The sequence below is a fragment of the Myxococcales bacterium genome (assembly GCA_022563535.1).
Lineage (GTDB): Bacteria > Myxococcota_A > UBA9160 > UBA9160 > UBA4427 > DUBZ01.
The window spans coordinates 14,522-28,604 of the sequence record JADFNE010000053.1 but is presented as its reverse complement, the minus strand read 5'-3'; the positions used below and the strand labels follow the sequence as shown (position 1 = coordinate 28,604).

General features: G+C 59.1%; 7 protein-coding genes. 1 reads left to right on the top strand and 6 read right to left on the bottom strand.

Features of this window, described 5'->3' with window-relative positions:
• From IH881_15125 to IH881_15115, 3 genes are all read right to left on the bottom strand, one after another.
• The coding region (locus tag IH881_15125; protein MCH7869027.1) for a PepSY domain-containing protein at positions 1-766 on the bottom strand (766 nt) is incomplete at its 3' end.
• Complete coding sequence (locus IH881_15120; protein ID MCH7869026.1) at positions 738-1,292, bottom strand: FMN-binding protein; 555 nt, start codon at positions 1,290-1,292, stop codon at positions 738-740. The genes IH881_15120 and IH881_15125, both read right to left, overlap by 29 nt.
• Positions 1,293-1,298: 6 nt before the next feature.
• On the bottom strand, positions 1,299-2,447 hold the full coding sequence (locus IH881_15115) for a porin (GenBank protein ID MCH7869025.1): 1,149 nt from the start codon (positions 2,445-2,447) through the stop codon (positions 1,299-1,301).
• Between the two features lie 435 nt (positions 2,448-2,882).
• Here IH881_15115 and IH881_15110 point away from each other — a divergent pair, with 435 nt between their 5' ends.
• Positions 2,883-5,060 carry a response regulator gene (locus IH881_15110; protein MCH7869024.1) on the top strand — a complete coding sequence of 726 codons (2,178 nt, stop codon included), beginning with the start codon at positions 2,883-2,885 and terminating at the stop codon, positions 5,058-5,060.
• Here IH881_15110 and recD read toward each other — a convergent pair.
• From recD to recC, 3 genes are read right to left on the bottom strand one after another with little or no spacing between them, the layout of a single operon-like run.
• Positions 5,046-6,920: an exodeoxyribonuclease V subunit alpha gene (gene recD, locus IH881_15105; GenBank protein MCH7869023.1), complete on the bottom strand. Its 1,875-nt coding sequence runs from the start codon at positions 6,918-6,920 to the stop codon at positions 5,046-5,048. The genes IH881_15110 and recD overlap by 15 nt on opposite strands.
• Positions 6,917-10,681, bottom strand: a complete 3,765-nt coding sequence (gene recB, locus IH881_15100; protein ID MCH7869022.1) for an exodeoxyribonuclease V subunit beta — start codon at positions 10,679-10,681, stop codon at positions 6,917-6,919. The genes recD and recB overlap by 4 nt, the downstream gene beginning before the upstream one ends.
• Complete coding sequence (gene recC, locus IH881_15095) at positions 10,678-14,061, bottom strand: exodeoxyribonuclease V subunit gamma (protein MCH7869021.1); 3,384 nt, start codon at positions 14,059-14,061, stop codon at positions 10,678-10,680. Before recC ends, recB begins: the two co-directional genes overlap by 4 nt.
• Positions 14,062-14,083 lie beyond the last annotated feature (22 nt).

Below are 14,083 nucleotides of genomic sequence, written 5' to 3'. Positions count from 1 at the left end.
ATCCCAATATTCCGGTCGCAACAAGCAACAACAAAATTACAGCCGAGGCGTCCATCAGCCAGGTTCCGTAGCGGCCGAAGATTCGGCCCGAATGCAAGTCGGAGAGCACCCGGATCAGTGGCAGTCCGCGGCCGCGGTACTCGCGCAGGATGTCGGCCTCCAATGCTTCGGGGAGTGGGCTCGAAGCACTCCAGATGACTCCCGCGGGATCCGACGGTTCCCAGTTCAACAGATCGGCATCTGCTTTGAAGAATTCGTCTCGGACCTCCACCCAGAGTTCTCGATTGCGGTTGTGTCCGACCCGAGCGAGGGGACCCGGCAGGGAGGCCGAATCCATCTGGTCGATGATTCGAGCACCCGCATCGCTCGGGGAGCCTGGGGGCTCGATCGACGGTCCTCCCACCGGTTGTACCAGGAACAGGCGATCCGGAGTGGCCACGGCCAGGAAGTCCTGAAGCTTCACGACACCGACGAGATACGATTCGGTGGCGGTGAGATAGACACCATCGAGATAGAGGCCTCGCTCGAGGCTGACACCGTTGTGATCACCTGCCGGGAAATGAACCAGTTCGCCCTTTGGCGCGAGACCGTACCAGTCGAGCAGCGGCTCCCAATGAATGGAGCCTTTCAGGAAGTCAAAGCTCTCGTCGTGATTCAGCGCCAGACCCGTCAATGCGAGCACCACCACCACGACCGCAACGGCCTGGCCGAAGAATCGGTGGGTGCCGATCAGCGATCTACGGAGCTTTGGATTGAGTCGCGGCACCGGTTTGCTCTACTTCCCGATCCAGGGCCAGGGCCAGTCGAGCCAACCGCGTGGTTGCGCGAACCGAGAGCGTCGCACCACTGATGCCGTCGATCTTGCGATCCAACTTTGCGTTCGAATCAACCCAGGCGCCTCGATATTGATTCATGAATACGGGAAAGCGAATTTCCCAACCGCGCGACTCACGATAGGTCAAAACCTTCACCTCTTCGATCTGGCCAGCTTGGATCGCGACGCCCAGGGTAATGGGTTCGACCTTGCCGATTTCTTCGAGTATCCAGACGGTGCGATCGCCCAACGCCCAGTAACGCACTCGCAGGCCGCGATACGCGTGTCCCAGTACCTTGGCGACCCTGTCCTTGAGATCGCCGGTCAACCAGATCGCTTTGGCCATCGGCTTCTCGCCCGGAAATGCCTCTTGGACGAACGCCGCCGAGGTCTGATAGACCTCGACAGCATCGGCTCGAGATGCGATCAGACAGACCAGACTGATGAGACAGAGGATTGCGGAGTAGGTTTTCATCATGCTTCGCTAGAAAATGAATCCGAGGCCCAGGTTCACACCGTCGAGTTCCTCCGCACCGCCCTGGTTGCTCTGGAATTGACCGTCGATCTTCAGAACCACGTTTTCGTGGGGCCAGAAATTGAATCCGATGTCGTACTGCCGCTTCGTACCCCCCGCGCTACCCGCCGACGTATTGAATTGGTTGTAGCGACCGAACACACCAACCCACTCGTTGATGCGGAAAGACGGTTCGACGTAGAAGCCGTACTGTTCGTCTTTGCCCGCGGCTTCGGCAGCAGCGGAGTGCAGATCCCAGCGGGCGTAGAGAGCCCGCAAGCCGAACGGCCCCCGCTCATAGATGACGTGAGTTTCAAACAGCGTCGCGGGCGTTTTGGATCCAGTGGCTGCGATATTTTCGCTCCATTGAGCGCTGACACCCAGTTCTAGTCCCGGTACGCCCCGATAGACCACACGCCCCGTGATCGCGACGTCGGAAGCGTCTGCCTTCGCGAGCTTCTGGCGACCGCTTCGAATATTGAAAGGGCTTTCATTATCGGCGTGCAACCCGGTTGTAATCGCCAGGTTCGTGCTCAATCCGTGGTCAAAATTGCGGCTCAACATGCCGCCACCCTCCCACCACGTTGTGGGGATGATGTTCTTCTCCACCGGATTGCGCTCGACACCATAGAACGTCGGCGGCTCATGGGTTTCGTTGAGGATGCCGATCGGCAGCAGGAACAACCCCCCGGTGGCCATGATTCTGAGAGGAAGATCGAATTCGATGAAGGCTTGCTCGAGTTCTACCTCGCCCGGCGCACCTTCTCCCGCAGATGCGTGCTCGAGTTCGATTTCGGAGAAGAATCGGATCTTGTCCGAATACTCGTGATTGATGAACAGGACGAAGCGGTGAAAATCAGCCTCGGACTTGTTCTTGGCTCCGCTCGAACCCTTGAGAAAGTTGAAGTGAACTTCACCGTAGCCGCCGAGCCGAGTCTTCTCGAACCAGCGTCCGGTTGCCTCGCCGTTCTCTACCGCATCCGCAGTCGCGTCGATCTGTTCCTGCTGTACTTTGTAGAGTTCGTAAAGTTCCCGATTGCTCGGCGGTTCTTCCGCGTGGGCCGGAGCGGCCAGGATGGCGGCTGCGACGCCGAGCGCCGTCATCCAGTTCAAGCGCATCATGGGCCGTCTTTCGTTTGATTCCACTGCGAAAATGCTCCGTCCTTCATTCGTTTTTTCGATGGATTCTTCGGGGCCTCGCCCCCGCCTGGCCTCGTCTCCGCGGGGTCCGCCCGGCGGCATTCAATTAGCAATCTTAAATGAAAACGACAATGGTTTTCAATTAGAAATTATGATCGGCCGCGGGAATTCTGAGCCTTAGAAATGATTTTCATGTTTATTTACAGTAAGATACGAGATTAACTGCGACTCCGCAAAAGCGAAAATGGATTTCATTTTCTATATGCAACCAGTCCTTGCGCCCCTTCCGGGCCGCAATTTGGGTGGATGGCTTGCTGAAGACACCCCCGGCTCGCCTCATTCGTGATGGGCGTTACGCCGATCCTTGAAGCGACAGCTGAATCTTGAAGTCAGCTTGCAAACCGAGGAACGGGTGTGTCGGCCGCGCGAAAAGAAAGACCAGGAGTCGACGATTCCATCGCCGACTTGAAAGCGCAGATCGCGACGTTGCGGGTGATTCAACAAGTCACTGTGGCGGCGAGCGACAGCAAGAATGAATCGACAGCACTCAGCGCCGCGCTCGAGATCATCTGCGAAGGTACGCCCTGGCAAGCAGCGCGCGCATACACCGTAGATTCGGATCGGGGCGGCTTTCTCCCGGCGAGCACTACCGACTATCTCAAACAGAACCTCGAACCCACCGTGGCCAGAGAAACTCTCGCAGCCCTCTTGGAGTCATCTCGGGCTCGTAGGTTTTCTAGCGGTGACGATCTACCGGGACGCTGCCTGGCCGAGGATGCAATCGTCGTCAGCCACAATCCGAGCGATGAACTCACCGGTGAACGCGCCGCTCTCGCCGCGGAACTGGGCCTCACCACCGCAATCGCGGTTCCCATCAGCCACAAACACAGGCAGTACGCCATTCTCGAATTTTTCTCGACTGAAGCCTTGCTGGCCCATGAAGCTGAACTCGAAGCTGGCTTGCAGATGTTCAACGAGATTTGTGTTCGGTTGGGAGTCCGATTCGACCAGCTTCGGGAATTGGAGTGGAGTCAGGCGCACGAAAAGCGCGTTCAATCGATTCTCGACGCGGTCAGCGATGCGGTAATCACGATCGACGCAGCCGGCATGATTGAGTCCGTCAATGCCTCGACCCTGAGGATTTTTGATCAGGACGAAGAAAGCCTGATCGGATACAACGTCAAGACGTTGATGCCCGAGCCCCACTACACACGTCACGACGACTACCTCGGCGCTTATCTTGCGAGCGGAGAAAAGAAGATCATCGGCACCAGCAGAGAGGTCGAAGGCATTAGAGGGGACGGCACAGTCTTCCCGATCGAACTGCATGTGCGCGAAGCCCAGTCCAATGACCGAACCATCTATACCGGGGTATGCCGGGATATCAGTCAGCGGAAAGAAGCAGAAGCTGCGATTCTGCACGCCAAGGAGGAGGCCGAAGCGGCTGACCGCGCCAAGAGCGAATTCCTCGCCACCATGAGCCACGAAATTCGCACGCCGATGAATGGCGTCATTGGAATGACGACCCTGCTGCTGGACACGGACCTCAGCGAGGACCAGCGCGAATTCGCAGAGACGATTCGGAAGTCCGGAGAGTCGCTGCTCGCCATCATCAATGACATTCTGGACATATCGAAACTGCGGTCTGGCAAATTCACCATCGAGCCCATTCCGTTCAACCTTTTCGACACCGTTGCGGAGGTCACCGAATTACTCGGCACCAAGGCCGAGGAGAAGGGTCTCGCGATCGAGGTGTCGTATGCCGCAGATGTGCCGCGTTGGCTGGTTGGCGATGAAGGTCGAATTCGACAGATCATCATCAACCTGTTGGGCAACTCGATCAAGTTCACCCTGGAGGGCGGAGTCAAGCTCGACATTACCTGCAGCGTGAAAACTGAAGAAAGCGCAAAAATTTCGATTGCGGTACAGGACACTGGAGTGGGAATGTCGTCAGAAGCACTCGCAACGATTTTCGATCGCTTTACCCAGGCCGACGCCTCGACGACCCGTCAGTTCGGAGGCACCGGATTGGGACTCGCCATTTCGAAGCAGCTGATCGAAATCATGGGGGGCGACCTCGAGGTCGAAAGCGAGTTGGGCGTGGGGACAACGTTTACTGCGAATCTGACCCTGCCCATCAGTGACGACAAAGAGATCACGACAGCGTCGGACTCACGTACTCGCAAGTCGATTTCCGGCCACTGTTTTTCAGCCCGGGTGCTCGTGGTCGAGGACAACACGGTCAACCAGAAAGTGGCCACCCGCATGCTCCAACGGATGGGGTGCAACGTATCGGTGGCGGCCAATGGACAAGAGGCCATCGCCATGATCGCTGACATGCCCTTCGACATCGTGTTGATGGACTGTCAGATGCCCGTCATGGACGGCTTTGAGGCCACTCGCGAGATTCGAAGCCGGGACGCGAGTTGGAGCCGAATTCCCATTGTCGCGATGACGGCCAACGCCATGTCGGGTGACCGAGAGCGCTGCATCGCGGCCGGTATGGACGACTACCTCTCGAAACCCGTCAGACCCGACGGCCTGTTCGAGATATTGAGCCGCTTCCTGCCCTCAGGGTCAGACACGGACTGAACTCCCGGCCCCGGTAGAGAAGCGAAGAGCATCTCCCAGGCCCGAGGCACGCTCTACCTTGCGACCGATCGTCTGTGCAATGGCGTCGCGACTCGCGTAAAGCGAAACTTTGCTGCTGGCGCGGGTCACGGCCGTATAGAGCAATTCCCTCGTTGCGTGCTGGGCCGCAAAATCTGTCAAGACGATGGCGACCTCGGAAAACTCGGAGCCCTGACTCTTGTGCACCGTCATCGCAAATGCGGTTTCGTGTTCCGGCAGACGTGAATAGGCGAACTGCCGAGTGATTCCCGTCTCGCCGGAAAATACGACCCGCTCGACGCCATCTTCCCCGGGAAGAACGATGCCCACGTCCCCATTGAACAACCGCTGTGCATAGTCGTTGGTGTTGATCAAGATAGGACGCCCGGGATAGCGCTCTGCGTTTCGACCGATCAGCTTTTCACGACGCAGTATCGATTCAATGGAACGATTGAGTTCTTCAACTCCTCCTGGACCTCTGCGCAGGGGGGACAACACGCGAAAGTTCGAAAAATCGGCGAGCATACGCTCGGGATCCTTCTGCGTGAGATACTTTTCGAAGCCCTGGATCACATCGCGCTGCAGCTGGGCCACTGCCGGACCCCGCACGTCGAGATCGAAGCGCGACACATCGGAATTGTCCGACGAATCGAGGATCTCGAGTGCCGCAGTCGCATCACCCTGATTGATCGCACGAGCCAGCGCGCCGATTCCGCTCTCGGGTTTGTATCGGTAACTGTGGGTCAAGCGAGCGATGCAGTTCCCGATATCGTTTTTCGAAGCGGATGCCCACGACCCGTCGGAATGGGCGGCCGCGCAGATGTCGCCCAACACAGCGCCGGTTTCGACCGAGGCCAGTTGGTGTTCGTCTCCCAGTAGAATCACACGCGCGTCAATCGGCACCGCCGACAAGAGGCGGGTCATCAAGGCCAGGTCAACCATCGATGCCTCGTCGACCAACAGCAAATCGATCGGCAGCGGGTTGCCCGCGTGGTGGCGAAAGCCGGGAAGCGCTCCGGCGCGAACGCCCAGGCAGCGATGGATGGTATGGGCGGCCGTGGGGATCGCTGCTTTGATCTCGGGCGGACACGGAAGATTGCTCACCGCCGAATTGATCGACTTCGCCAACGTCGCGGCCGCTTTGCCCGTCGGTGCCACCAATGCGATTCGCGGAAACGAGACTTCGCCCCCTGCGGCCTGGGCGAAGGCCTGCTCGACGATGAGAGCCAGGATCTTTCCCGCGGTTGCGGTCTTCCCAGTTCCCGGACCTCCGGAAATGACGCTGAATCTGCGCCTTACCGCGAGTTCCGCGGCGAGCCGCTGGCGGTCGGATTTCGCGGCTTCGGGACCGAGCGATTTTGAAGAATCAAAGAACCGATCCAGGTCCTCTGCAAGTTTGTCTTCGTCGATTCCGGAAACTCGCAACGACGCTCGCTGTCGCAGTTGGTCGGCCAACTGTTGCTCAAAGATCCAGTATCGGCGCAGATAGAGTCGCCCCGCCGCGTCGAGAATCATCGGCCGGACATCATTGAACTCTTCCTCCCCGGCCGGTGAGTCTTGACGCGACACCTCGACTAGCGGACTCGAAGCCAGCACTTCTCGCCAAGTCGGGGCTTCGGAAATCTCGACCTGGTTCGATAGCCCTCCCCAGGTGTCGGGTTCCGCGAGACGGTCCACGGCCAGGCACGTGTGTCCAAGTGAAGTTTCTTGACTCGCCAATGCGATGGCCGCGAGTACCAGGGGCCGATCTTCACCCCCCACGCGACCGATCTCTTGTGCGAAGTGCCGGTCCGTCGACGAGATCAACATCGCGTCCTGCAAGGCTTTCAAGGTCGGTATCACTTCAAAGCTCCCACGGGTTCTGCGAGGCATTTGGACAGCGCTTCGATGCACTCTCGAGATGGACGATCGAAGTAGATGCCGGAGCCGACAGCCCGATCGGGATCCATTCCGCGCAAGAACAAATAGTAGGCTCCGCCAAAGTGTTCGTCGTAGTCGTAGCCTTCGAATCGCAACTGGAGATATCGATCAAGGGCAACGGTGTAAAGATGATATTGAAGCACGTAGTGGTGCTCCGACATCGGTACCTCGAGACCGGCAGGATCGTAGTCCGAGGGCGACGGCCCCAAATGATTCGACTTATAATCGACGAGGTAGAAGCGACCCTTCCATTCGAAGACGAGATCGATGAAGCCCTTGAGATAGCCCGCGAGGGGTTCAAAGCGAAGATCCTCGAGACGTTCGGCGTACAGCTTTTGAAAGTCGCTGCGGGCGTGGCTCTTGAAGGTCCCCGCCAAATCTGCGACCGACATCCCTCGCGTACGAGATCCATCGTTGCCGCGACTCGCTACCGGGAGCAAAAACTCCAGTTCGTCGAGCCGCCCGGATTTAGGTAGATCCGCAAGGGTCGGCCCATCTTCGCTCCATCTCGTTTTCATGATCCGATCCAGCGCCTGGCAGAGCAGGCTGTGCAGGCCGGAATCAAAGCCGTGGAGTTCGAGTGCTTCGCCGACGATGTCCCGGGACTGAGTGAGCGAAGAAGTTTTGAAATCAAGCTGTTCCAGGATCGAGTGCAACATGGTTCCGACCGCCGCTCCCGCCGGAAACCCGTTCAACATGACCTCTGCCTCGACTCCGCTCTGCAGTCCAAGCGCGGGGGACCCCGAGACCGCGTCGTAGTCCAGACCTTCTTCGCGAGTTCGGGGCAGTCCGGGCGAGCTGTGTAGATCGAGCGGATCGGACGCCGAGAGTGCGGAGAAGCTCGAATGCCGCCAGGTCGTCGAGATCTCTCGGCTCACGGGTGTTGGCGAAAACTCTTGCGACGTGCGCGGCAGTGTCTGTCGCAGCGCGGGCTGCGAGCCCAGATCTCTCAGCCCAATCGCACCCTGCGACTCTTCGATCAGATGCTGGATCTCGGCACGCATCTCATCGTCGTTTGTTTTTGCAAGTGGAGTCGGCTTCGGATTGCCCTCGCCAGCTGCGCTCGGATGCAGCAACGCTGCCAGGGGCGAAGCACCCGCTTTGCGAAAATTTCCCCAGACCACGCAGCAGCGGTGCTTTGACCGGGTGAGGGCCACGTAGAGAAGACGGGTCGCCTCGGCGACGGCCTCCTGGAGGGCCAGTTTCTGATGTTCCTCCTTCGCATCGGACCCCAGATCCAGCACGATCTGGTTCTCACGCTCGAGATCGTGAAAGCGAGCCCACTTTGTTTCGTCTCCGCGCAGACTCGCACCGACCCACAAAAACGGGCAGTAGACGATCGGATACTCGAGCCCCTTGCTCTTGTGCAACGTTACGACCTTCACGGCATCGGCGTCGCTCTCGAGCCGCAGCTCACCTTCTCCGCCAACCGCGTTGTCCCGAAAAGAACGGTCTCCCCGCGCCCGCACCAGCCATTCGAGCAACGCCCGTTGACCTAGATGGCCGCTTAGCGTGGCCCGCTCGAGGAGCTCAGCGAGGTGGAGAAAATTGGTCAGACGGCGCTCGCCGTCTTCGAGGCCCAACAGCCGTGGGTGAACACGCGCTTCTCGAAACAGCTGATGAAACATCTGGATGAACCCGCGCTCGAGCCAAATCTTGTGCCAACGACGAAAGCAAAGCAGCCACTCGTCCCATTCTTCTTCTTGTCGTTCTCGATGTTCGCCTGGTTCGACAGACTGTTGAAGATTTTCGAGTGCGCTGCCTCTCAATCCGAAGATCCGGGTCGCGAGCGCCGCGCGCACCCTGGGTTCCGAACCCGGTTCTACGATTCCCGCGAGCAAGGTCCCCATCTCCCGAGCTTCCTCTGTCTCGAAAACACTCGCGCTTCCCAACAGCGCCGCCGGGATTCCGATCGCACGCAATTCGCGGCAAATCACTTCGGTTTGCCGGTTGGTTCGGCAGAGAACTGCGATGTCATCGGGACGCACTGACTTTCCTGCAATCGTCGTGTCGCCTCGAATCAGTTCGGCTATTTGCGCGGCTACCCGTTGAGACAGCAAGGTGAGTTCCGTCGCTTTTCCAATCAGCTCCGCTTCCTCGCGTGACGTGAAAAGAATCTCGAGCGCGGCAGTCGTGCCTTCTCTGATCTCGGAACCGTCGAGTTCGTCCCGCGCATCGGGCCTCGCCGAGACGGGGTCGAAGGGAATTCCCTCGAGACCAAAGGGGGAGGCCGACTGATTGAACAGCGTGTTGATCGCCCGGATCATGCTCGGGTCCGAACGCCAATTGGTGTCGAGCGTGAAACAGCGATCGCCCGCGTCTGCCTTCGCCATCAGATAGGCGTACACATCAGCGCCGCGAAACGAATAGATCGCCTGCTTGGGGTCTCCAATCAAGAAGAGTGTGGACGAATCACCGGCAGCGCCACTCACAGGTGCATCGCGGTGCCAGATGCTTCGCAAAATTCGATATTGAAGCCTGTCGGTGTCCTGAAACTCATCGACCAATGCGGCTCGATACTGCTTTCGCAGCCGGCTCGCCAAAACGAGTCCACCCTCACCATCGAGGGCAGTTGCAAGTTGCTGGAGCAGATCGTCGTAGGTCTGCTGGCCCATGCGTTCTTTGCGAATTCGACTTTCCTTTTCCACAGCGTCGATCATGCCGCGCTCGAATTCGATCTTTTGTGCATTTAGAACACGGCACAGCGCTTCATCCGCGTCGTAGAGATCGCCGCAGGCCTCGAAGAACCGATGCACGGGAGTCTCGTTTCCCTTGCTTGTACCGCTTTCGAGCTTGGCTTGAGTGAAGCGTTGGAACGTCTTCGAGTCGCTGGCGAACCCCGGCGAAAACTCGGCCAGTACCTGATCCATTTCACGTGAGTAGCTCTCGAGAATCTGTGCGGGCTTGTAGGAATTGTTCTTGAGTATCTTTGCCACTGCCGCGGTGTGGAGCTGCGAAATGACCTCCGGCCCAAACTTCTCCCACGCTCGGCGAACCTCCGCCAACGCCCCGGACCACGCTGCTTCCAGGGCGATGAAGTGTTCCCGGTCCATGGGCCGCGACGGGGGAACCAGTTCAATGGCATCCGCTGCACTTGCGCGCTGCGCCAACCTCACCAGCGACTGGATGTTTGTGCCCTGATTGGCCAGGTAGCGTATGAACGCTTCCGGTTCGCCTTCGATCGATCTCGCCCAATAGTCGCCGACTATTTCCAAAACCAACACATCCTGATCGGCCAGCAGTTCGAGATTAAAACTCGAGCGACTCTCGAACGCGTTCTCTCGCAGAACGCGCTGACAAAAACCGTGGATGGTCAAGATGGCGGCTTCGTCAAATTCAGCCAGGGCTGTGCTCAAGCGCCGCACTGCCCCCGAGCGGTCGAGCTTCTCCTTCGTGGCCGGGTTGTCCCCCGCAAACAGGCTTTGAAGCACAACATCCGTTTCGAGAGCGTCGTTCGCCAGGGCGGAGAGCGCAGCTGCGATGCGACGCCGGATTCGATCTCGCAGCTCCGCCGTCGCAGCGCGGGTGTAGGTCACGACGAGAATCTCGCCTACGGAGAGTTCGCGCTCGAGCAGCAGCCGGAGATACAGCGTTGCAATCGTGAAGGTCTTGCCGGTGCCCGCACTCGCCTCGATGAGCGAAGTGCCAGCGAGTTCGATCTCGAGAGGCTCGAGGCGAATCACTTGAAGTCCCTCCGCGCGGCGAGCAGGGGAGTGAACACCGAGTTTGCCAAATCGTCGAAGCGATGATCGCCGGGGAGTTCGGTGTCGGGATCGAAGGGGTCGACGCCCTTGAACGCGAGAACGTTATAGGGATCGAAGCCCTCTCCGGCCGCGAAACGATCTTCCGTGTATTTTGCCTTCGCATGGTTGAGTGCGTCATCGTGATCTTTGCCTGCGAAGGTTCGCTCCGCATACAGCCGAGAGGTTCGCGGAAACAGAGGCAGCGGCGTACTTCTGCCAGCGAGAAACAGACCGACGAGATGGGCCAAGGTCTGCTCGGGGGATTCGGGGCGGGTAAAGCGCGCAATGGTCGGTTCGCTCTTGCTGGGGCGACCGATGAGATAGGTATCGAGCCCAATCTCGGCAAAGCCCTGGGCCTGTGGGTCCGCAGCCGCGACCTGAAGAACCAGATGCCGGATCCACGCACCCAGCTCGGCCGCACTTCCGAGCTTGGCGAAGCGAGACAGGATCTGTCCCTTCCCAGCGAGATCAGGCAACTCACCGATCAGGCGTGTGCCCGCAACTTCGATCGAAAACGGAACTGGAGGCCTGGTCTCGCCACCGGTCAATTCTTGCACTTGATCGGCCATCGTCACGACGCTGCGCATCAGATCGTCGAAGACGATTCGCCCGGCCAACCCGTGCGGGAGCCGACCGCTCCCCCGCGCAAGAGCAAAAGCCTCCGGCTCCGACACTCCCGAGCCGACCCACTCCAGAAGTTGACTTCCCAACTTGAACTGGTCGAGGGCGTCGAGTTCGAAGGGTTCGCGCAGTGCGAGTTCATCTGTGTTTTCGCGAAACGAAATCTGCATCCAGTCGCGAATGAAATGACGTGCGGGGTGTCGGAAGAAAGCGATCAGCTGATCGAGTTCGATCTCTTCGACATCCGAAACCTGCAGCTCGTTCTCAATGAAAGGTAGATCCGGCTGCAGGGATTTCGCGAGCTGCTCGGCCGCTTCGCAATACAGCGCAGAATGGGCATGCAAACGGGAATCGCGCTCTCGATCAAAATAGCGGGCGCTGTAGGGCTGCAGGGGATGTTGAATCAGCACCGCATCTCGGATTGCGCGGCGGTGATCGCTCTGCGGGGTGTCCGGAGGCGCGAAGGTCTCGCTCAACGAATCGAGTAGTTCGTCGACCACGACCGAAGGCGGCAAGAGTGACCCGTCCTTGATGCTCTGCCCTACGAAGGTGATGACCAGCCGCTCACGCGCGGCGAGCAACGCTTCCAGAAACAAATAGCGGTCGTCTTCACGAGTGGTTCGATCACCGACCCGCGGGTCCTTCGCGACAAGATCAAAGCCGAGCGGCTGCCGAACCCTGGGGAAAGCGCCGTCGTTCAAACCGAGCAGACAGACGACCTTGAACGGAATGCTCCGCATTGGAACCAGTTCGCAAAACGTGACACCGCCGGCGAGAAAGCCACTCGGGGTGCGGGCGTGGCCAAGGTCTCGATCGATTTGTTCACGCATCGTTGCGAGGGAAACATCTGCATCGAATTTCGCATTGGCCGCTTGTTTTGCGATCGCGTCCAACACTTGCCTGAGCAGCAGGTGTTGCTCGGAATTTTCGTCGTCGCGCTCCGCGAGTCCGGCCAGAAACTCCAGCAAGTTGTCACGCCACTGCCCGGGAGAGCGCGGCGCTGCGAGCTTCTCACGCTGGGCAAACAAGAACTCGCAATAATCCAACATTCGCCCCAGGCGTTCCGCGCCCTGTCCTTCGACCGCATCGAGGGGACGAACCCCCCGAAACAGACTTCGCTGATCGTCCGGAACCCCATACCCCAACAGCAATCGGTCGAGACCGAAGCGCCAGGTGTTCTCGCGATTCCCCGGTTGGTCGTAGGATTCTCGGTGTGCGCCGTCGACCCCCCAACGTATTCCAGACTCGACGATCCATGACTTGACGATTTCGATGTCTCGGGCCGCGAAGCCAAAGCGTTCGCGAACGCACGCAAGACCGAGCAGGTCGAGAGCGGCCGTCGCACTGAAGCGACCGCCGACAAAGTCGAGTCCGCGCCCGAATGCCTCGACGACCTGATCACTGGTGAGTGGCCCGCGGTCCGCGATTCGAAACGGAATCGCGCCCTCGCCCTTGGCGATGGCATCCGCTTTGCGAGACCGCACCCCGAAAACGGCATCGATATAGGGAGCATAGGCTTCGATGTCGGGGGTCATCACGACAATATCTTGCGGCTCGAGGGTCGGAAGCGCTTCGAAGCAGGCGAGAAGTTCTTCGCGCAACACTTCGACCTCGCGCATCGGGCTGTGGCACGAATGGACGCGGATCGAACCATCTTCGCGGTCCAGGGGAAGCAGGCCTTCATCGGGTCCATCGGGCCCAGCGGCCTGGCTGCGATTGCGCAGGTTCAACATGTCACTCTGCAGTATCCGGAGCATGCTCTGGCTCTCGTCCATTGGGTCGCGGTATAGATCGTCGTCCCCTTCGACGTAGTTGTGTTCGAAATAGTTGCCTTCGTCTTCGAGCATCTGCTGAAAGTCGCGACCCAACCGACCGAGAGACGCCAACAGGGCATGATTCTCGAGATGCAGCGATGTCGCGTCCTGAGATTCGTCTTTGCGAAGCGCCCGTCGCGACTCTCGGGGCGATGCCATGTCGGCCCAGTATTCCCGCGTCGGACTCAACATGAACAAGTGCAGCTCCAACTGATTCGAGAGCGCGCTGAAGAGATCCAGATACAAAGGTGGAAGAGAGGAGATGCCGAAGATCGAAATCCGATCGGGCAGGCAATCAGCCGCGAGAGCTGCCCCCTCGAGGTGTCGTACGAATTCGCCGGCTCGGCCCACGAGATGATCCGCCCCCAAACGATCGATCAATACGCGCCACAACTGTGCCTGCCAGCGAGCGTCGGGGTCCAGGGCTTGGCTGAGTTCGGGGCTCTGCCATGCAACAATCATTTCCGGGCGATACGTCATGTACTGATAGAACGTGTTGGCGATCTGGCGTGAGAGTTGAAAGCGCTTGCGACCATCCTCGTCCGCCTCGAGGAAACGGCCGATGGACTCGAACCCCGGCTGACCCACGAGCCCAGGTAGGACATCTGCGACCGACCACATCAGACTTTCGGGGTCGAACACGGGATCGATCTCGCTGTCGAGGACGCGTTTGAAGATCATGTCGAGCAACCCGCGCAACGAGAGAATCTTGGGGTTCGCCCAGACTCCGAGTCGATCCGCCAGTTGCATGGAGAGCCAGCGTTCCATGCCGCGGCCCTGCACGACCAATGTCTCCGGTGTAAAGGGATCGAGACCCGGGCCACCGACGAGCGCACCGAGTTCTTGGATCAGTACCTCCGTTCGGTTGCTGCGGTGAACGATCATGGGACTCCTGATTTTCCTGGCA